This is a genomic window from Streptomyces sp. NPDC048295, assembly GCF_040652135.1.
Taxonomy (GTDB): Bacteria; Actinomycetota; Actinomycetes; order Streptomycetales; family Streptomycetaceae; genus Streptomyces.
Genome location: NZ_JBEZLL010000017.1, coordinates 112111 through 131899, shown reverse-complemented (window position 1 = coordinate 131899; position 19789 = coordinate 112111). Strand labels below are relative to the sequence as shown.

Below are 19789 nucleotides of genomic sequence, written 5' to 3'. Positions count from 1 at the left end.
AGGAGAAGATCCAGCATGGCCAGTGTCACGTTCGACAAGGCGTCCCGCGTCTACCCCGGCTCCACGAAGCCGGCCGTGGACCAGCTCGAGATCGACATCGCGGACGGTGAGTTCCTCGTCCTCGTCGGTCCTTCCGGTTGTGGCAAGTCGACCTCCCTGCGCATGCTCGCGGGTCTCGAGGACGTCAACGGCGGCGCGATCCGCATCGGTGACCGCGACGTCACGCACCTGCCCCCGAAGGACCGGGACATCGCCATGGTGTTCCAGAACTACGCGCTCTACCCGCACATGACCGTCGCGGACAACATGGGCTTCGCGCTCAAGATCGCCGGGGTCAACAAGACCGAGATCCGTGCGAAGGTCGAAGAGGCCGCCAAGATGCTGGACCTCACCGAGTACCTGGACCGCAAGCCGAAGGCGCTCTCCGGTGGTCAGCGTCAGCGTGTCGCGATGGGCCGTGCCATCGTGCGTGAGCCGCAGGTCTTCCTCATGGACGAGCCGCTGTCGAACCTCGACGCCAAGCTCCGTGTCTCCACCCGTACGCAGATCGCCTCGCTCCAGCGCCGCCTGGGCATCACGACCGTGTACGTCACCCACGACCAGGTCGAGGCCCTGACCATGGGTGACCGTGTCGCGGTCCTCAAGGACGGTCTGCTCCAGCAGGTCGACTCGCCGCGCAACATGTACGACAAGCCGGCGAACCTCTTCGTGGCCGGCTTCATCGGCTCCCCGGCCATGAACCTGATCGAGGTCCCGATCACCGACGGCGGTGTGAAGTTCGGCAACAGCGTCGTCCCGGTCTCCCGCGAGGCGCTCTCCGCCGCCGCGGACAAGGGCGACACGACCGTCACGGTCGGCATCCGCCCGGAGCACTTCGACATCGTCGAGCACGGCGGCGCCGCCGCGAAGTCCCTCTCCAAGGACAGCGCCGACGCCCCGGCCGGTCTGGCCGTCTCGGTCAACGTCGTCGAGGAGCTCGGCGCCGACGGCTTCGTCTACGGCTCCGCGCGGGTCGGCGGCGAGGACAAGGACCTGGTCGTCCGCGTCGGCGGCCGCGCCGTCCCGGAGAAGGGCACCAAGCTGCACGTCGTGCCGCGCCCGGACGAGCTGCACGTCTTCTCGACCTCGACGGGTGCCCGTCTCACCGACTGACGCCCCGCAACACCCGCGACACAGCGGCCCCGCACGTTCCGCGTGCGGGGCCGTTCGCGCGCCATGGGGCATGATCGGGTTTGGATGCGCACGGCGCCCGATTCCCCGGCACACCGGTCATTTCGCCACCGTTCGTCAACACCGGATTCGAAAAGCATCCTCGAACCATCCCCCTCAAGGGTGACGAAATGTCGCCATATCATTACTGCCCGCTACGCTCACTGCGTGACCCAGACTGCGCGCCGCATCGGCCGATCCCTCGCCTTCGTCCTGCCCGTCGTGATGGTCCTCTCCGGGACCCTCGCCGTCACCAGCGTGCCGTGGGCGGCGCACGACTCCGAGCCCCAGGTCCTGACCGCGTCGGCCCACGACATCTCCGAGCGCGCCAAGACGCGCACCCCGCAGGACGCCCTCCGCGACCGGCTGCTCCTGGAGCTCCGTGAGAAGGACCCGGGTGTCGCGCTGACGGACCTCCAGCGCTCCGTCGAGGGCCGCCCCTCGCTCGCCCGGCACTGCATGTCGATCGCCAGGGCTCTGGGCCGCGCGGCCGTCGAGAAGTACGGCCCCACACACGCCCACCGATTCTCGCGCCCCGTCTGCGACACGTCCTTCGCCTCGGGCGTCGCCCGGTTCAGCTGACCGGCCGCACCGGGCACCGCATATCGTGCCTGGCATGCATACGTATCCGACGCAGGCCGTGGTTCTGGCGGGTGGCCAGGGATCGCGGCTGCGCCCGTACACCGACGACCGCCCCAAGCCGATGGTCGAGATCCCGGGCACCGGGACTCCGATCATCGGCCATCAGCTTTCCTGGCTGGCCGCCGAGGGCGTGACCGACGCCGTGGTGTCCTGCGGCCATCTGGCCGAGGTGCTGCAGGAGTGGCTGGACTCGGCGGTGCTGCCGCTGCGCGTGACGACCGTCGTCGAGTCGGAGCCGCTGGGCCGCGGCGGCGGCCTGAAGTACGCCGCCGCCCGGCTGCCCGAGCCCGGGCAGCCCTGGTACGCCACCAACGGCGACATCTGGACGCGCTTCTCCCTGCGCGAGATGGCCGCGTTCCACACCGAGCGCGACGCGACCGCCACCCTGGCCCTGGCCCGTCCCCGTATCCCGTGGGGTGCCGTGGAGACGGACGCGTTCGGGCACATCACCGACTTCATCGAGTCGCCGCCCTCGCCGTATCTGATCAACGCCGGTGTGTACGTCTTCTCCCCGGAGTTCACGACGCTGCTGCCGGACCGGGGCGACCACGAGCGGACGACGTTCCCCCGGCTCGCCCGCGAGCGCAGGCTGGCCGGGTACCCGCTCCCGCACGGGGCGTACTGGCGGGCCATCGACACGGCGAAGGACCTCACCGAGGCCGCCAGGGAGCTCGACGGGCAGTAGAGAACGCCGCGGAGCACGGCGAAGGGGCGGTCACCGGATACGTACCGGTGACCGCCCCTTCGCCGTGCTCCGGGGCGTGACGCTCAGCCGAGCAGGCCGCCGATGGGGTTCTGCCCGCCGCCGGACGTGCCGCCGGTGGAGTCGCCGCCGTCCGAGCCGCCGGTGGAACCGCCGCCCGTGCCGGTGGTGCCGGAGGACGACGGGCCGGAGCTGCTGGAGGGGGGCTGCTGCGGGGCCGTCTGCCGGGGGGTCTGCTGACCGGTGCCGGTGCCCTGGGTCTGGCTGGGCTGCCCGGCGCCGGCCGCCTGGCCGGACTCGCGGACGGTGCCCGCGGCGGGCGTGGACGGGGCGGTGGAGGGCGTCGTGGCGGCGCCGCTGCGGGTCGGCGAGGGGCGCCGGCCCTCCGGGGTGTGCGAGGCCCGGCCGCCGCGGGACTCCTGCGGGAGCGGGGAGCCGGGGAGCTGGTTGGTCGGGTCGCCGTTCGGGCCGGGCACGGTGACGACCTCGGAGGAGCGGACCGCGCCGCCGAGCACGGAACCCACGAGAAGGGTGAGACCGACGACGACGGAGGCGACGACGGCGCCCCGGCGCAGCACCCGGCGGCGCAGGTCCCAGATCGCCGAGCGCGGGCCGAGCCTGCGCCAGGCCTCACCGGCGAGCCGTCCGTCGACGGAGTAGACGGGCGCGCCCGCGATGATCAGCGGGCTCCAGGCGGCGAGGTAGATGATGTCGGGCGCGTCGTAGGCGGCGACGGTGCGCCAGCTCACGGTGACCAGCAGGGCCGCGGACAGCAGCGCGCCGAACGAGGCGGCGACGCGCTGCCAGAGTCCGAGGACGGTGAGGACGCCGACGACGACCTGGAGGAAGGCGACGGTGAGTCCGGCGCCGACGGGGTGGGAGAGCGCGAAGTCGCGCAGCGGCTCGGCCAGCGCCCAGGGGTGCAGCGAGGTCAGCCACTTGACCATGGAGCCGCGGTCGCCGCCGTCGAAGTAGACGGGGTCGCAGAGCTTGCCCATGCCGGCGTAGATGGAGATGAAGCCGAGGAAGACCCGCAGGGGCAGCAGCACGACGCCGAGGTTCATCCGGCGGCCGGGGTAGTACGCGTGCCGTACGGATTCGCTGCCCTGGCGCCCGCTCCGGGCCCCGGTCTCCTCGTCGAAGTCGAACCCGTCCTCGTCGTACGCGTCCTTGGCGTACGGGGCGCCGTCGGCGCTGTCGTAGGCGCCGACCGCCCGGCGCATGGGCGGCAGCAGCGGTCCGTTGCCGTAGCGGCCCGGCTGGTGCGGGGCGGTGATGACGGGGTTGGGCTGGGTCTCTTCGAGGACGTCGATGAGCTGGGTGCCGCCCGTGCCGGGTCCGCTGTCGAACCCGGGGGCCGCGTAGGGGTCGTATCCGGCGGCCGGGCGGCCCGCGGTGGAGTTCCGTACGGCCTGGAGGAGCCCGGTGGCGCCGGGGTCGCCGGGGGCGGACCTGCCGCTCCACACGACGGGCGAGCGCCGGCCGCGGGCAGCTCCCGCGCCGCTCATGGCGGGGATCCTGGGTGCGCCGGCGGGGGCCAGACCGCGCAGCCGCGGGCGCTGGCCGGGGGCTAGCTGCACCCGGAAGCTGGCGTGGTTGACGATGACCTGCGCAGGGTCGCAGTCCACCTTGGCCATGCTCAGGGCCGGTTGTTCGTCGAACCGGGGCGTTCTGGTGTCCACACTCATCTAACCGAGTGATGTGTGATTAGGACACTGCCTTGACGGGCCCGATGTGTCCGAGGCCCGTCAATGGGGTCCGGCGGGGGGCGTCAGGACCCCGTCCGCCGGACGGTCCCTGGTCGGCCGCCCCCGGCCGGACGGGCCTCAGGCCCGGCGCCGCGCGACCTCGTACAGGACGATCCCGGCCGCGACGCCCGCGTTCAGCGACTCGGCGCCGCCCGGCATCGAGATGCGGACCCGGTAGTCGCAGGTCTCGCCGACGAGGCGGCCGAGGCCCTTGCCCTCGCTGCCGATGACGATGACGACGGGCCCGGCGAGCTCCTCCAGGTCCTCGACGGTGTGCTCGCCGTCGGCGGCGAGACCGACGACCGTGAGGCCGGCCTTCTGGTAGCCCTCCAGGGCGCGGGTCAGGTTCGTCACCCGGGAGACCGGCGTACGGGCCGCCGTGCCGGCCGAGGACTTCCAGGCGCCCGCCGTCATCCCGGCCGCGCGCCGCTCGGGCACGACCACGCCGTGGCCGCCGAAGGCGGAGACGGAGCGGACGATCGCGCCCAGGTTGCGCGGGTCGGTGACGCCGTCGAGGGCGACGATGAGGGGGTCCTCGCCGTTGTCGTGGGCCGCGGCGGTGAGGTCCTCCGGGTGCGCGTACTCGTACGGCGGGACCTGGAGGACGAGGCCCTGGTGGTTCAGGCCGTTCGTCATCCGGTCGAGCTCGGGGCGCGGGGCCTCCATCAGGTTGATGTTGCCGCGCGCACCGGCGAGCTGGAGCGCCTCGCGGACCCGCTCGTCGTTGTCGATGTACTGCTGGACGTACAGGGTCGTCGCGGGGACACCGTCGCGCAGGGCCTCGTAGACGGGGTTGCGGCCGACGACCATCTCGGACGTGCCCTTGACGCCGCCGCGCCGGGGGGCGGGGCGGCGGGCCGCGGCCTGCTTGGCCTGGGCGTTGGCGACACGGTTCTTCTTGTGTCCCTTGCGGGCGGAGGCGGGCGGCGTCGGGCCCTTGCCTTCGAGGCCACGGCGTCGCTGCCCACCGCTGCCGACCTGCGCGCCCTTCTTGTTGGACGTGCGGCGGTTCCTGCGCTGGCTGTTCCCGGCCATGACCTACCTGTTTCGTTGCTTCTCAGACATGCGTACGTAAGTGAAGTGTGCCGCCCGGAACGCCGGGCGGCACATGGTGGGGACTACTGGCGCGGGCCGAGTGTCCACCGCGGTCCGGTGGGGCTGTCCTCGATGACGAGTCCGGACTGGTTGAGCTGGTCGCGGATGGCGTCGGCGGCGGGCCAGTCCTTGCGCTCGCGGGCCGACTGGCGCTGGTCGAGCACGAGGCGTACGAGCGTGTCGACGACGCCGTGCAGATCGTCGCCGCGGTCGCTCTCGCCCGCCCAGTGCTCGTCGAGCGGGTCGAGGCCGAGGACGCCGAGCATCGCGCGGACCTCGGCGAGCCGGGCGACCGCGGCCTCCTTGTCGTCGGCGGCCAGGGCGGAGTTGCCCTGGCGGACCGTGGTGTGGACGATCGCGAGCGCCTGCGGGACGCCCAGGTCGTCGTCCATCGCCTCGGCGAAGGCCGGCGGCACCTCGGTGGCGGGCTCGACCGTCTCGCCCGCCTTCTCGGTGACGCGCTGCACGAAGCCCTCGATCCGCGCGAACGCGGACTCGGCCTCGCGCAGGGCCTCCTCGCTGTACTCGATCATCGACCGGTAGTGCGGGGTGCCGAGGTAGTAGCGCAGCACGATCGGGCGCCAGGCCTTGACCATCTCGCTGACCAGCACGGAGTTGCCCAGCGACTTCGACATCTTCTCGCCGGACATGGTGACCCAGCCGTTGTGCACCCAGTACTTCGCGAAGTCGTCGCCGTACGCCTTGGCCTGGGCGATCTCGTTCTCGTGGTGCGGGAAGATCAGGTCGATGCCGCCACCGTGGATGTCGAAGGCGGTGCCGAGGTACTTGTGCGCCATGGCCGAGCACTCCAGGTGCCAGCCGGGGCGGCCGCGGCCCCAGGGGGTCTCCCAGCTGGGCTCGCCCGGCTTGGTCGCCTTCCACATCGCGAAGTCGCGCTGGTCGCGCTTGCCGGTCTCGCCCTCGCCGGACGGCTGGCGCAGGTCGTCCAGGTCCTGGTTGGAGAGCTCCAGATAGCCGGGGAACGAGCGCACGTCGAAGTAGACGTTGCCGTCGGCCGCGTAGGCGTGACCGCGCTCGATCAGACCGCGCATCATCTCGATCATCTCGGGGACGTGGCCGGTGGCGCGGGGCTCGTAGGTGACCGGAAGGCAGCCGAGCGCGTCGTAACCGGCGTTGAACGCCCGCTCGTTCTCGTACCCGATGGCCCACCAGGGCCGGCCCTGTTCCGCCGACTTCGCGATGATCTTGTCGTCGATGTCGGTGACGTTCCGGACGAACGTGACGTCGTAGCCCCGGTAGGCGAACCAGCGGCGCATGATGTCGAAGTTCAGCCCGGACCGGATGTGCCCGATGTGCGGGGCGGCCTGGACGGTCGCGCCACAGAGGTAGATCGAGACACAGCCCGCTGTGAGCGGTACGAAGTCACGGATCTGCCGGGCGCTGGTGTCGTACAGGCGAATAGTCACGCCTCAAGGGTAGTGGGCGCGCACCAGTGCCCCGCGACCCCTTGGGGAATCGCGGGGACGAGTTCGTGACGACGGGCTTCTCAGACGCTTCCGACGACCTTGCGCGGGGTGATCCGGACGATCACCCGCTCGGCACCGTCGGCGGCGGCCTCGGGGTTGAACTCCGCGAACTTCTTGCCGGTGTACTTCAGGGACAGCTCGTCCACGAGTTCCTCGGCGCCCTCGGTGGTCAGGACGGCGGTGCCGCGGATCTCGGCGTACGTGTACGGGGCGGCGAAGGGCTGCACGACGACGGAGACCCGCGGGTCGCGGCTCAGGTTCCGCTCCTTGCGGAGGCCCACCGACGTCGAGATGAGCACGTCGTCGCCGTCGCGCTTGGCCCAGACCGGGGAGGCCTGGGGACTGCCGTCGGGCTGGATGGTGACGACGGTGACGAAGACGGGGGTGTCGAGGAGCGCCTTGAGTTCTGGGGAGAGTGCGGCGGGCATGGCGTACGTCCTCCAGTGGGATCGGTGGTGCCTCTACCCGTACCCCAACCCCGTTCCGCCGCTCCTGCTTCCCGGTCCTGCCCACCGGAAGGGTCAGGGCGAGCACTCCCCTGCGGGCGGCCTGCGCGCCGGTGGCCTCCTCCGCCTTCGCGGGCAGTGGGAGGCGGAGCCCGGTGGTGAGCGATCAGGGAGCTGCCGTACGCGAGGCAGAGCACGCGGAAGGGGCCGTCGCCGAACGCCTCGCGCAAGGAGCGCCGGGATTCGGCCGTCCGGGTGACGGAGTCCGGCGCGGCACCGGCCGGGCGTGTCCGGCGAGGACAACGGGCCGGGGCCCGCAACGGCGAGGACGACAGGCCCGGGCCCGCAACGGCAAGAGCGATCGGCCGGGCGTGTCCGGCAAGAACGACGGGCCCGGGCCCGCAACAAGGTTGCGGGCCCCGGAGCCCCGGCGGGTCAGGGCAGTGCCGGGGTCAGCCGGTGCGGTGGACCAGCGCGGTCGCGATCCCGGCGAGGCCCTCGCCCCGTCCGGTGAAGCCGAGCCCGTCGGAGGTGGCGGCGGAGAGCGAGACGGGCGCCCCCACGGCGGCCGACAGCACCTTCTGCGCCTCGTCGCGCCGCTTGCCGATCTTCGGCCGTACGCCGACGACCTGGACGGCGACATTGCCGATCTCGAAGCCCTCGGCCCGCACGATCCGCGCCGCCTCGGCCAGCAGCGTCACCCCGGCGGCGCCGGACCACTCGGGCCGTCCGGTGCCGAAGTGCTGCCCGAGGTCGCCGAGCCCGGCGGCCGAGAAGAGCGCGTTGCACGCGGCGTGCGCGACGACATCGGCGTCCGAGTGCCCGGCGAGCCCCGGCCCCTCGCCCTCCCAGAGCAGCCCCGCGCACCACAGCTCGCGGCCCTCCTCGAAGGCGTGGATGTCGGTACCGATCCCGACCTGCGGGATCACGGGACCGGTCCGTTCCTCAGAAGCCATCGTTCGCCCTCCTGCGTGCGAGTACCGCCTCGGCCAGCACCAGATCCAGCGGCCGGGTCACCTTGAACGCCTCTTCGTGCCCGGGTACGACCACGACGGGCGCCCCGAGCTGCTCCACCATGCCCGCGTCGTCCGTCGCGCCCTCACCGCTGACGGCGACGGCGGCGTGCGCCCGTACGAGCGTGTCGCGGTCGAAACCCTGCGGGGTCTGCACGGCGCGCAGCCTGGCCCGGACGGGCGTCCCGAGCACCGGCTCCGGCTCCCCCGGCGCACCGGGCTCGACCTCCTTGACGGTGTCGGCCAGCGGCAGCGCGGGGACGACGGCGGGCGCCCCGTCGCGCACCGCCTCGATCACCGCGTCCACCGTGTCGACCGGCACCAGCGGGCGCGCCGCGTCATGGACGAGGACGGCGGAGATACCTTCCGGCAGCGCGTCGAGGCCGAGCCGCACGGACTCCTGGCGGGTGTCGCCGCCGGGCACGACGAGGTAGTCGGTGCGCTCGGGCAGGGCGTGCTCGTCGAGCAGGTTCTTGACCTCGGGGGCGCCGTCCGGCGGCGCGACGACGACGACCAGGGAGACGGAACGGGACGCCGCCATGGCCCGGACCGCGTGGATGAGCATGGGCGTCCCGCTCAGCGAGCGGAGCGCTTTGGGGGCGCCCGGACCGAGCCGTACGCCGCGGCCGGCCGCGGGAATCACGGCGGCGGTGCGGTACGGACGCGATTGATCAGACATCGGTTGCACTCCGAAGCTTCGGCATGTTTGTTTCCACAGCCGACATGGGTATGGCCACAAGCGAGCCGGGCGCCATGCCCCGACTCGGCCGGGCCCTTTCCGTGACACCCGGTCGATTCGGACAAGCCGCACCGGTCGCTCGGGATCGGCTACACAAGATCGCGAGCAACGTATCGGGGGTATCACCGATGAGGCCAACGCATCGGTGAGTCGAGACGTAATCCGGACAGGCCGCGTCAGAAATGAGACACGCCGCGGCCTGATTCAGACATGCCGCGGCGCCCGACGACATACCGTGAATACGGTTGTCAGCGGGCACCGCGGCACATTGATTTACGACCGGCACGAGCCGGTTCAGGACGCGAGAACCTCGTCGAGCAGAGCCTCGGCCTTGTCTTCGTTCGTGTTCTCCGCGAGAGCGAGCTCACTCACCAGAATCTGGCGAGCCTTGGCGAGCATGCGCTTCTCACCTGCGGAGAGTCCACGCTCGCGCTCACGACGCCACAGGTCGCGAACCACTTCGGCGACCTTGATGACATCGCCGGAGGCGAGCTTCTCGAGATTTGCCTTGTAGCGCCGGGACCAGTTCGTCGGCTCTTCGGCATACGGTGCGCGAAGCACCTCGAAGACCCGGTCCAGCCCCTCCTGCCCGACCACGTCGCGCACACCCACGAACTCCGCATTGTCCGCCGGCACACGAACCGTCAAGTCGCCCTGGGCGACCTTGAGCACCAAGTAGGTCTTGTCCACGCCTTTGATCTGGCGAGTTTCGATAGCCTCGATCAGCGCGGCCCCGTGATGGGGATAGACCACGGTGTCGCCAACCTTGAACGTCATGTGACAGGTACCCCTTCCGTGGCTATCAAGGGTAACACGAGAACTGCTTCTCCTGAATGGCGTTTTCGCAGGTCAGGGCATATCTCGGGGCTTGACAACAGCAACACGCACGTGCTGCGGAAGGTTCCCGGAGGCCGGTATTCGCAGGTCGGAGCGGTTGTGCGGGCAGGGCGAAACACACACGTCGCACACATCCGGACCACCCTCCGGAGGGGTTGAACGTCCCGTTTTGCCGGATTCCAGATGGTGAACTTTCCGTACTCCGTTCGAAGATCGATCACCCGTACGGAGGTAAGTGCCGTTGATCAATGGAATTGATCAACGGACCGGCACGATCGGTTATGCGCACGGAATGCGCCGCGCTCCATGAATTGATCACCGGCGATATGTGAACGGCATGTGTCGGCCCGTTTCGGCATGCGCGGCCCGCAGCCCATTGCGGGGTCCGCGGGCGCGGCCCGGGCCAAACGAAAGGCCTCAGGGGCGGGTCGGGTGCGGGGCGGGCGGGGCGGCTCGGTAGCCTAAGGCCGCTGACACACCCTTAGGGCGGCTTTACGTCGCCCGTCTCCCGTCCGCAGTCCGAACGTTCAAGGAGTTGCCGCCGCCGTGAGCCGCAGCCTTCGACACGGCGCTCTCGCCGCCACAGCCGTCGTTCTCTCGATCGCCTCGCTCACCGCGTGCGGTGCGGGCAATGACGCAGCGAGCCTCAAGGTAAGGCCGGACACTGCTGCCACCACCATCGGTGACATCAGCATCCAGAACGCGAACGTCGTCACCCAGCCCGAGCTCACCGCCGAGGGCCCGGCCGTCGTCTCCGCGACGCTGTTCAACAACGGCAGGAAGCCGCAGACCCTGGAAGCCGTCACGCTGCCGGGTTCGAGCGCCTCGGTGCAGTTGCACGCCGCCAACGGCGCCGGGCAGGTCGTGGTCCCGGCCGGCGGCTCGGTGGTTCTCGGCGGCAAGGGCAACGCCTCCGCCGTGATCGAGAACGGCCGCGAGGCCGCCAGGGCGGGCAATGTCCAGCCCGTCGTCTTCAAGTTCAGCTCGGCCGGCGAGGTCCCGCTCGGCGCGTTCGTCGTGCCGGCGAAGAGCTACTTCACGGGCTTCGGCCCGAGCACGCTGCCGGCGGCTCCGCAGAAGTCGCCCGGGGCGACGCCGACCAGCTCCGCCTCCGGCGCCGCGGGAGAGCCGGGGAGCGACGAGGTCACCCCGAGCGACGCCGCGTCCGCCTCGGCGGAGTCCCACTGACCGTACGCGGACCGTGCGCGGGCGCATGACGCGCCGCCACGCGAACGAACGGCGGAGGGCGCCACCCTTTCGGGGGGCGCCCTCCGCCGTACGCGTACCCGGCTGTTTACGGCTCGAACTTGTAGCCCAGGCCCCGCACCGTCACCAGGAAGCGGGGGGCGCCCGGGTCGGGCTCGATCTTGGCGCGCAGCCGCTTGACGTGGACGTCGAGGGTCTTGGTGTCACCCACGTAGTCCGCGCCCCACACCCGGTCGATCAGCTGCATGCGGGTCAGGACCCGGCCCGCGTTGCGCAGCAGCATCTCCAGCAGGTCGAACTCCTTGAGCGGGAGGTCGACCTTGCCACCGGCGACCGTGACGACGTGGCGGTCCACGTCCATCCGCACCGGGCCCGCCTCCAGGGCGGCCGGCGTGACCTCCTCCGGCTCGCCGCGGCGGCGCAGCACCGCGCGGATACGGGCGACCAGCTCCCGCGAGGAGAACGGCTTGGTCACGTAGTCGTCGGCTCCTATTTCCAGGCCGACGACCTTGTCGATCTCGCTGTCCTTCGCCGTGACCATGATCACTGGGACATTGGACCTGCTGCGCAGCTGACGGCAGACCTCCGTGCCGGGCAGGCCCGGCAGCATCAGGTCGAGCAGCACGAGGTCGGCGCCGTTGCGCTCGAACTCGTCAAGCCCGTCCGGGCCCGTGGCCGCGATGGCGACCTCGAAGCCCTCCTTGCGGAGCATGTAGGACAGGGCGTCGCTGAAGGATTCCTCATCCTCGACGACGAGCACTCGGGTCACGGAAGGACCTCCGGGGCAGGGAATGGTTCAAGGGTGTCGGGGTGAGCGGGTCCACGGGGGCCCTCGTCGCCGTTGACGACGGGCGGTACGTCCGAACTGCGGTCCCGTTCCCGTACGGAGCCCGCTTCGGGCAGCCGCAGGGTGAAGGTGGAGCCCTGGCCCTCCGAGCTCCAGACGGTGACCTCCCCGCCGTGCGAGGCGGCCACGTGCTTCACGATGGCGAGGCCGAGGCCGGTGCCACCGGTGGCCCGTGAGCGGGCCGGGTCGACGCGGTAGAAGCGTTCGAAGACCCGCTCGCGGTCCTTCTCCGAGATGCCGATGCCCTGGTCGGTCACCGCTATCTCGATCTGGTCCCCGCCCGGCACGGACAGTCGCCTGGCGGCGATGCCCACTCGGGTACGGGCGGGGCTGTAGTTGACGGCGTTCTCGACGAGGTTGCCGAGCGCCGCGGCGAGCTGGCCGCGGTTGCCCCAGATACGGAGCTCCGCGGTGCCGCCCGCAGCCATGGTGATCTGCTTGGAGCCGGCCTGCTGGCGGCAGCGGTCGATGGCCTCGGCCACCAGCTCGTCCACCCGGACCGGTTCGGCGTCCTCCAGCGGGTCGTCGTTCTGTACCCGCGAGAGGTCGATGATCTCCTGGACGAGGTTGGTCAGCCGGGTCGCCTCGATCTGCATCCGGCCCGCGAAGCGCTCCACCGCCTCCGGGTCGTCGGAGGCGTCCATCACGGCCTCCGAGAGCAGCGAGAGCGCGCCGACCGGGGTCTTGAGCTCATGGCTGACATTGGCGACGAAGTCGCGCCGTACCGCCTCTATCCGGCGGGCCTCGGTGAGGTCCTCGACCAGCAGGAGCACCAGCCGGGAGCCGAGCGGGGCGACCCGGGCGGAGACCGCGAGGGCCTCGCCCCGGCCCGTACCGCGCCGGGGGAGGTCCAGTTCGACCTGGCGTATCTCGCCGTCGCGCCGGGTGTCCCTGGCCATGTTCAGCATCGCGTCGACGGCGAGCCGTCCGCCCCTGACCAGTCCCAGCGCATAGGCGGCCGAGCTGGCCTTGACCACGCTGTCGCTCTCGTCGAGCACGACCGCCGAGGAGCTGAGCACGGACAGGACCGTGTCCACCCCGGGCGGCAGGGGTGCGTTGCTGTCGGGCCGCATGGAGGTCCGCGTCGGCTTCTTCTGGTCGCGCTCGCTCCAGCGGAACGCCAGCATGGCGATCACGCCGGTGCACGCACCGCCGATCGCCGCAGCTGCGGCGACTGCCGCGTTCACGTCCATACGTCAAGGTTATGCGGGTCCCGGAGGACTCTCCCAGCCATCCGAGTGCGTATCCGAACACTCGTCGCCCAGAGTTCACCGAGGAGCAAGGGTTGGTTCACTTGGGCGGCCGGAAGCCGACGCGTACGCCGCTCAGGGTGGCAGCGTGGGGTTCGAACCGTGCCCCGGCCTTACACAGAGGACTGGAGAGGGACTTCCATGCGTGACGCGTACCACGAGGAACTCGACTCGATCGGCGAGGGGCTGGTCGAGATGGCCCGTCTCGTCGGGTCGGCGATCGGCCGGGCGACGACGTCCATGCTCGATGCCGATCTCAAGCTCGCGGAGAGCGTGATCGCCGCCGACCAGAAGGTCGACGACCTGCAGCACGACCTGGAGGCGCGGGCCATCGCCCTGCTCGCGCGGCAGCAGCCCGTGGCGACGGACCTGCGCATCGTGGTCACCTCCCTGCGGATGAGCGCCGACCTGGAGCGCTCGGGCGACCTCGCCCAGCACGTCGCCAAGCTGGCCCGGCTGCGGTTCCCGCAGTCGGCGGTGCCGCACGACCTGCACGCCACCATTCTGGAGATGGGGCAGCTGGCGCAGCGCCTGATGGCCAAGGCCGCCGAGGTGATCATCACCAAGGACGTCGATCTGGCGCTCCAGCTGGAGCAGGACGACGACGAGATGGACCTGCTGCACCGCACGCTGTTCCAGCACCTGATGGACGACCGCTGGAAGCACGGCATCGAGACCGCCGTCGACGTGACCCTGCTCGGCCGCTACTACGAGCGCTTCGCGGACCACGCGGTGTCGGTCGCCAAGCGGGTCGTCTACCTGGTGACGGGCGAGCACGCCGACGAGATCCAGCAGCAGACGCCGGTGGAGGGCGCGTAGGCGCACATGGGCGCATCGGGTCGCACAAGTGTTTCTGCGCACATGCGCCGTTGATGCGCCCGCCGGGTTGGGCATGCAATGGGGTGGGGCGGCACGCCTTGTCCGTACGCCCCGGTCGTACGCACGCCGTCGTGGCGTACGGCCCTGTTGTACGCCTTGAGGAGGAACCATGGCCGATTCCCCCACTATCGACCCCCGGCAGGAAGCACCCGCCGAGGTGGTGCACCTGACCCTGCTCGGCGCCTGCGGCTGCGGCTCGGGCTGCGGCTGCGGCTGCCAGTCCGGGGCCCCGTGCCAGTGCGGTGGCTGCTGCGGCTGACCGGCCGCCACGGAGTGCCGGGGGCCTGTCCGGCCCTGATCCGCCGGACAGGCCCGAGTGCGCCCCGCGCGGAGACGAACGGCTCCGCGCGGGGCGGCGTCGTGTGCGGGGCGGTTCGTGTGCGGACGGCCCCGTGTGCGTAACGGTTCGTCCCCGCGGCGGCTCTCAGCCCGTCCGCTCGACGACGGCCTCGGCCCCGGCCCCGGCCCCGGGAGCAGGCTCCGACCCTCCGCTCTCCGCGACCCGGCCGGCGCCGGCCTCGGCCACCGCCCCGTCCCGGCCCGGCAGGTTCCGCATCAGCAGCCAGTACCCCAGCGCGGCCCCGGTCCCCAGTACGGCGCAGGCGCCCCACAGCCACTCGGCCCCGAAGCGGTCGATCACCTGGCCGGACATCAGCGGCGCGATCAGCGCGGCCGCGGACCACGACATCGTGTACATGCCCTGGTAGCGGCCGCGGCCCCGGGCCGGCGACAGCCGGACGACCAGGCTGCTCTGGATCGGCGAGTTGACGATCTCGGCGACCGTCCAGACACAGATGGTCAACGCGTAGGCAGCGACCGACCCGGCGAACGCGGTCAGCCCGAACCCGTACCCCGCCAGCAGCGACGACACGACGAGCAGCCGGCGCGCGTCGCGGTGCTGGATGAAGCGGGTGACGGGGATCTGGAGCACCACGATCAGCACCCCGTTGACGGCGACCGCGGTGCCGAAGTCGGAGCTGGAGAACCCGTCCGTCCCCATGGCCACCGGCAGCCCCACGTACCCCTGCTGGAAGATCAGGGCGATGACGAAGGACAGCCCGACGACGGTCATGAACCGGCCGTCGCGCAGCACGGTGGAGAGCCGGACCTCCTCCGCGCCGTCGTCGACCGGGCGCCCGGCCACCACCACCGGCTTGTCCGGCCGTGTCTCGGGCACCTTCAGGAAGACGACCACGGCGCAGGCCAGCGTCATCGCGGCCTCGCCGAGGAACCCGGCGAGATAGCTGTACTCGGCGACGAACCCGGCACCGGCCGACGAGACGGCGAAGCCGAGGTTGATGGCCCAGTAGTTGAGCGAGAAGGCCCGCACCCGGTCCTCGGGCCGGACGATGTCTGCCATCATCGCCTGCACGGCGGGCCGCGATGCGTTGCTGGCCATGCCGACGAAGAAGGCGACCACCGCGATCGCCACCGGGTGGACCATGAACCCGAGCACGGCCACGGACACGGCCGTCGAGATCTGTGCGATGAGCATGGTGGGCCGGCGGCCGAGCCGGTCGGTCATCACGCCCGCCCCGAGCGAGGAGACGACGCCGCCGAGCCCGTGCAGCGCGGCGACCAGTCCGGCGTACGAGGCCGAGTAGCCCCGGTCCAGGGTCAGGTAGAGCGCCATGAACGTGGCGACGAACGCTCCGAGACGGTTGACCAGCGTGCTGGTCCACAGCCACCAGAACTGTCTGGGGAGCCCGGACACGGATTCGCGTGCGGCCCGTCTGAGACCGGCGACAGACATACGGAATCCCCCCAGGGAAGTACGGAACGAACGCGTCCGGTAAGAGGCCCGGCTGCTGTCCGAACGTTACGAATCCCGGATTCCGGTCCGCCACTCAATTGACGTCTGCCGTCAATCGTCCCGCTCCCGGCCGCCCGCCGGGCCCGCCCTGTCCGCCCTGTGACCGGCCGCGCGGCGCACGTACGGGGTCGATTACGCTCGGACCCATGGCCGACGCACCGTACAAGCTGATCCTCCTCCGCCACGGCGAGAGCGAATGGAACGCGAAGAACCTGTTCACCGGCTGGGTGGACGTCAACCTCACGGAGAAGGGCGAGAAGGAGGCAGTCCGCGGCGGTGAGCTGCTCAAGGACGCCGGTCTGCTCCCCGATGTCCTGCACACCTCCCTCCAGAAGCGCGCCATCCGCACCGCGCAACTCGCGCTGGAGTCGGCGGACCGCCACTGGATCCCCGTCCACCGCACCTGGCGGCTGAACGAGCGCCACTACGGCGCCCTGCAGGGCAAGGACAAGGCGCAGACGCTCGCAGAATTCGGCGAGGAGCAGTTCATGCTCTGGCGCCGCTCCTACGACACCCCGCCGCCCGCCCTGGAGGACGGCACCGAGTTCTCGCAGAGCGACGACCCGCGCTACGCGACGATCCCGCCGGAGCTGCGCCCGCGCACCGAGTGCCTCAAGGACGTCGTCGCCCGCATGCTGCCGTACTGGTACGACGGCATCGTCCCGGACCTCCTCGACGGCAGGACCGTCCTGGTCGCCGCCCACGGCAACAGCCTCCGGGCCCTGGTCAAGCACCTCGACGGCATCTCCGACGCCGACATCGCGGGCCTGAACATCCCGACCGGCATCCCGCTCGTCTACGAGCTGGACGCCGACTTCCGCCCCCTGAAGCCGGGCGGCACGTACCTCGACCCGGACGCGGCGAAGGCCGCGATCGAGGCCGTGAAGAACCAGGGCAAGAAGAAGTAAGCAGAGCTGAAGAAGCCCCCACCTGCGAATTCTCCGCGTGGTGGGGGCTTTTGGGTGCGCCAAGTCCTTCCGACAACAACGCGGTGCCAAGCCAGCGGTGCATGGGAACGCCGCCGGGGCCGACACATCTCGGTGCCGGCCCCGGTCGTGTGTTGATGCTCGAAGACTCAGAGCGTTGCCGTGCCTCCGAGGCTTCCGCTGCTGATGGCTCCTCGCAGGACGCGAGCGATCTCCTCGGGCTTGAGGTCGATGCCGTCGAGCCCCTCCTCGGTCAGTGGGATCTCCTCCAGCGCGTATTCGCCGCGGCCTTCGGCGCTGAACTCGGGACCGGTGCGGTCGTCGAAGGACCAAGTCGCGATGCGGGCGAGGTAGAAGAGCTGGCGCTCGTCGTCGGACTCCATCGTGTGGAGGAGGCGGACGATGTCGGCCTTCCCTGCGATCTCCTCGTGGATCTCCCGGTGGAGCGCGGCCTCCCGGGACTCGTCGCCGGGTTCGACGCCACCGCCGGGCAGGACCCAGTACTCGGGAATCTCAGGCTTGGTGCGGCGCATGACCAGCATCGTCCCGTCAGCGGTGACGAGGACGGCGCGGACTCGTTCGATCATTTCGGTTTGCCTCCTTGCTTGTTGACGGTCTCAGTGCAGCAGCCAGCCGCCGTCGACGTGGACGGATTGCCCGGTGATGAACGAGGCGGAGGGACCCGCCAGGAACGCCACTAGGGCCGCGACGTCTTCGGGCCGACCGCGGCGCGGGACGCACTGGCGCTTGATCTGGTCCTCCGGGCGCGCACGGCACTGAGTGGGAATAGCGTTCTCGGCCTCGACCTGGATGGCCCCGGGCACGACGGTGTTGACGCAGATCCCGTACGGGCCCAGTTCGCGGGCGAGGGAGCGGGTCAGGCCCAGCAGCCCGGCCTTCGCGGTGCTGTACGCGACGAGGTTCGTCCGGCCGGCGCGGGCGTTGACGCTGCCGATGTTCACGATCCGGCCCCAGCGGCGCTCGATCATGCCGGGGGTGAGCGCGTGGCAGGTGCGGTAGTGGGCGGTGAGGTTCACGTCGAGGGAGTAGTTCCAGGTGGTCTCGTCGGTGTCCTGCCAGGCGACGCGGGGATAGGAGCCGGCGTTGTTCACCAGGATGTCGACGGATCCGATCTCTGCGCGGACGAGGCCGGCCATGGTCTGGACGGCACCCGGATCGGTCAGGTCGGCGTTCACCGTGATCCCGGGGCTGCCTGCTCGCTCGAAGGCGGCGAGGAGGGCGTGGGCGTCGGGGTCCTGGCCGAAGTGGTTGACCGCGACGGTTGCTCCGGCGGTGGCGAGCGCCCGTCCGATCTCGGCGCCGATGCCGGTGGCCCCGCCGGTGATGAGGGCGTTGCGGCCCTGGAGCGGTCGGGTCTGGAGAGGGGTCTCAAGCAGAGGCAGGGACATTGCTGCTCCGTTCACCAGGATGAGAGTGGGGCGTCGACGCGGTGGTGAAGAAGGTGTCGATCGACGAGAGCGGGTCCTGGCTCTCGGCGAGCTTGATCAGTACGAGCAGGAGGTCGTGTCCGGTCAGCCGGGAGGCCGGGATGACGCCGAGGATGCGCAGGTCGAGGAATGCGTGGATCTCTGGACATCGGGAAGCGCCCGTCGTCGACGAGCCGGTTGATCTGCTCGTGGAGGTGGCGCTGGTACGCCGCGTAGATCTCGGTGACCGTCACCTCGTGGGCCAGGCTCCGGCGGGTGCCTTCCTCGGGGTCGTCGCAGTGCAGGAGGACGAGGGCGTGCTCGCCCTCCTCGGCGGTCCGCAGGTCGGTCTCGTACGGGGCCAGCAGGAGCCGGGCCCGGTCCGCGGCCCGCGCGGCGCCCAGGTCCTCCCGCACGGCGGCCGTCGCGGCAACGGACGCCTCCAGCATGGGAATGCCCCGGTCCACCAGGCGCACCGGCGCGGAGAAGGGGCGTCGGGAGCGTTCCAGGTAGGAGGTGGCGAGGACATCGGCGACCTCCTCGACCGGGCCGGTCTCGAACCACCAGCGGGCCATGCCGTCGGCCTTGATGGCGGCCCAGCGCGGGTCGTAGAGGTCGAGCGGGCCTGCGGAGGTCGCGGCCGGGCCCATGCGCCGAGCGAGGATTCCGATCTGCTTGGTCTTCCCGGTGTTGTCGGGGCCGCTGAACGCGGCCGACATGGGAAGTGGGTATGTTTCGCCGGTGTACTGACTGGCCATCAGCCTTCCTTCACTGGTGATGTGGAGCGTGTACGCCGGCAAGGTGCCGTGGACTACCTGTGGCGAGAATGCGGTGGGCTCCCGCCGGGGAGGACAGGCCGGGGTGCCGATCCGGGGCCGTCGGCCAACGGAATGTCCTCGGCGCTGAGCGTCGGATTCGCCAACGGGATCTGTGCGGAGGAGTGATCGGCGTGGGCCAGAAAGCCGACCATGGCGAGTCCGGCAGCCGTGCCCAGGGCCCAGACCCAGCTCAGGGCCGTCTCCAGCGGGCCGGATAACAGGGAACGGCTTACCGGATCGTCTCTCGGACGGCGGGGTGCTGTGCCGAACCGGGCCGTCGCGAAGGCGGGATCGTGCAGGTCCGTGGACATCGCCGCGGTCGGTTTCCTCTCAAGCGTCCGGGCAAGCGCCGACGGGGCCTGTTCGAGCCATTCGGAGATCTGCGGGGTGATGTTCAGTGAACGGCGGTCCGTGCTCCCGGGACAGGGCCCAGGAGGTAGTCCTGCGTAATCCCGCGTAATCCAGGTGGGGAGGGGTGACGGGGTGCCGAGGAACCCGGCCGTCGCGGAACTGATCAAGCGGGCCTGCCAAGAACGCGGCTGGGGGCCTTCAGAGTTGGCACGCGCCCTTGGTCTCGCCGAATGCGGTGACCCGCGCCGCCTGCAGCGTCAGCACGCCCGGCGGTGGATCGAGGGCGAACGGACTCCCGGCCATTGGTGGCCCTATATCGCACAGGTGCTGGGGCTGGATCCCGAGGCGATCAA

Annotated in this window: 20 protein-coding genes; 7 read left to right on the top strand and 13 right to left on the bottom strand. The window is 70.8% G+C overall.

Features of this window, described 5'->3' with window-relative positions:
* Positions 1-15 precede the first annotated feature (15 nt).
* From ugpC to AB0D53_RS24765, 3 genes are all read left to right on the top strand, one after another.
* Positions 16-1152 (top strand): sn-glycerol-3-phosphate ABC transporter ATP-binding protein UgpC, encoded by a 1137-nt coding sequence (gene ugpC, locus AB0D53_RS24775; protein ID WP_093540284.1) that lies wholly within the window; start codon positions 16-18, stop codon positions 1150-1152.
* A 225-nt stretch (positions 1153-1377) separates the two neighbouring features.
* A complete protein-coding gene (locus AB0D53_RS24770) occupies positions 1378-1791 on the top strand; it encodes a hypothetical protein (protein WP_329818350.1) in 414 nt (137 codons plus the stop codon).
* A gap of 34 nt (positions 1792-1825) precedes the next feature.
* Positions 1826-2536 (top strand): nucleotidyltransferase family protein, encoded by a 711-nt coding sequence (locus AB0D53_RS24765; protein WP_362450127.1) that lies wholly within the window; start codon positions 1826-1828, stop codon positions 2534-2536.
* Between the two features lie 83 nt (positions 2537-2619).
* Here the strand turns inward: AB0D53_RS24765 and AB0D53_RS24760 are convergent, their stop codons facing one another.
* The 7 genes from AB0D53_RS24760 to AB0D53_RS24730 form a co-directional block, all read right to left on the bottom strand.
* Positions 2620-4242 (bottom strand): DoxX family membrane protein, encoded by a 1623-nt coding sequence (locus AB0D53_RS24760; RefSeq protein WP_362450125.1) that lies wholly within the window; start codon positions 4240-4242, stop codon positions 2620-2622.
* A 138-nt stretch (positions 4243-4380) separates the two neighbouring features.
* Positions 4381-5337, bottom strand: a complete 957-nt coding sequence (rlmB, locus tag AB0D53_RS24755) for a 23S rRNA (guanosine(2251)-2'-O)-methyltransferase RlmB (RefSeq protein ID WP_362450122.1) — start codon at positions 5335-5337, stop codon at positions 4381-4383.
* An 83-nt stretch (positions 5338-5420) separates the two neighbouring features.
* Positions 5421-6824: a cysteine--tRNA ligase gene (cysS, locus tag AB0D53_RS24750; protein WP_362450120.1), complete on the bottom strand. Its 1404-nt coding sequence runs from the start codon at positions 6822-6824 to the stop codon at positions 5421-5423.
* 80 nt (positions 6825-6904) lie between these two features.
* Positions 6905-7312: a PPOX class F420-dependent oxidoreductase gene (locus tag AB0D53_RS24745; RefSeq protein ID WP_362450118.1), complete on the bottom strand. Its 408-nt coding sequence runs from the start codon at positions 7310-7312 to the stop codon at positions 6905-6907.
* A gap of 470 nt (positions 7313-7782) precedes the next feature.
* Complete coding sequence (ispF, locus tag AB0D53_RS24740) at positions 7783-8286, bottom strand: 2-C-methyl-D-erythritol 2,4-cyclodiphosphate synthase (protein WP_362450116.1); 504 nt, start codon at positions 8284-8286, stop codon at positions 7783-7785.
* Positions 8276-9022: a 2-C-methyl-D-erythritol 4-phosphate cytidylyltransferase gene (gene ispD / locus AB0D53_RS24735; RefSeq protein WP_362450113.1), complete on the bottom strand. Its 747-nt coding sequence runs from the start codon at positions 9020-9022 to the stop codon at positions 8276-8278. Before ispD ends, ispF begins: the two co-directional genes overlap by 11 nt.
* A gap of 354 nt (positions 9023-9376) precedes the next feature.
* The gene (locus tag AB0D53_RS24730; RefSeq protein WP_006380568.1) at positions 9377-9859 is read right to left on the bottom strand and encodes a CarD family transcriptional regulator; all 483 of its coding nucleotides are present in this window, start codon (positions 9857-9859) and stop codon (positions 9377-9379) included.
* Positions 9860-10465: 606 nt separating this feature from the next.
* Between AB0D53_RS24730 and AB0D53_RS24725 the strand changes: the two genes are divergently transcribed.
* Positions 10466-11107 (top strand): DUF461 domain-containing protein, encoded by a 642-nt coding sequence (locus tag AB0D53_RS24725; protein WP_362450111.1) that lies wholly within the window; start codon positions 10466-10468, stop codon positions 11105-11107.
* 106 nt (positions 11108-11213) lie between these two features.
* Here the strand turns inward: AB0D53_RS24725 and AB0D53_RS24720 are convergent, their stop codons facing one another.
* Together AB0D53_RS24720 and AB0D53_RS24715 are read right to left on the bottom strand one after the other, a co-directional pair.
* Positions 11214-11894, bottom strand: coding sequence for a response regulator transcription factor (locus AB0D53_RS24720; protein ID WP_072487966.1), 681 nt, complete (start codon positions 11892-11894; stop codon positions 11214-11216).
* Positions 11891-13165: an ATP-binding protein gene (locus AB0D53_RS24715; protein WP_362450109.1), complete on the bottom strand. Its 1275-nt coding sequence runs from the start codon at positions 13163-13165 to the stop codon at positions 11891-11893. Before AB0D53_RS24715 ends, AB0D53_RS24720 begins: the two co-directional genes overlap by 4 nt.
* Before the next feature lie 198 nt (positions 13166-13363).
* Between AB0D53_RS24715 and phoU the strand changes: the two genes are divergently transcribed.
* A complete protein-coding gene (gene phoU, locus AB0D53_RS24710; RefSeq protein WP_329818361.1) occupies positions 13364-14041 on the top strand; it encodes a phosphate signaling complex protein PhoU in 678 nt (225 codons plus the stop codon).
* Between the two features lie 169 nt (positions 14042-14210).
* Positions 14211-14360: a hypothetical protein gene (locus AB0D53_RS24705; protein WP_362450105.1), complete on the top strand. Its 150-nt coding sequence runs from the start codon at positions 14211-14213 to the stop codon at positions 14358-14360.
* Positions 14361-14525: 165 nt separating this feature from the next.
* On the opposite strand, the gene AB0D53_RS24700 is transcribed toward AB0D53_RS24705, so the two are convergent.
* Entirely contained in the window at positions 14526-15854 is a 1329-nt protein-coding gene (locus tag AB0D53_RS24700) for an MFS transporter (RefSeq protein WP_362450103.1), read from the bottom strand.
* Between the two features lie 206 nt (positions 15855-16060).
* Here AB0D53_RS24700 and AB0D53_RS24695 point away from each other — a divergent pair, with 206 nt between their 5' ends.
* Positions 16061-16822, top strand: coding sequence for a phosphoglyceromutase (locus tag AB0D53_RS24695; RefSeq protein ID WP_072487970.1), 762 nt, complete (start codon positions 16061-16063; stop codon positions 16820-16822).
* 167 nt (positions 16823-16989) lie between these two features.
* On the opposite strand, the gene AB0D53_RS24690 is transcribed toward AB0D53_RS24695, so the two are convergent.
* From AB0D53_RS24690 to AB0D53_RS24680, 3 genes are read right to left on the bottom strand one after another with little or no spacing between them, the layout of a single operon-like run.
* On the bottom strand, positions 16990-17427 hold the full coding sequence (locus AB0D53_RS24690) for an NUDIX domain-containing protein (protein WP_362450099.1): 438 nt from the start codon (positions 17425-17427) through the stop codon (positions 16990-16992).
* Positions 17428-17457: 30 nt separating this feature from the next.
* The gene (gene fabG / locus AB0D53_RS24685; RefSeq protein WP_362450096.1) at positions 17458-18249 is read right to left on the bottom strand and encodes a 3-oxoacyl-ACP reductase FabG; all 792 of its coding nucleotides are present in this window, start codon (positions 18247-18249) and stop codon (positions 17458-17460) included.
* Positions 18250-18260: 11 nt separating this feature from the next.
* The gene (locus tag AB0D53_RS24680; RefSeq protein ID WP_362450094.1) at positions 18261-18986 is read right to left on the bottom strand and encodes a hypothetical protein; all 726 of its coding nucleotides are present in this window, start codon (positions 18984-18986) and stop codon (positions 18261-18263) included.
* Positions 18987-19789: the final 803 nt, after the last annotated feature.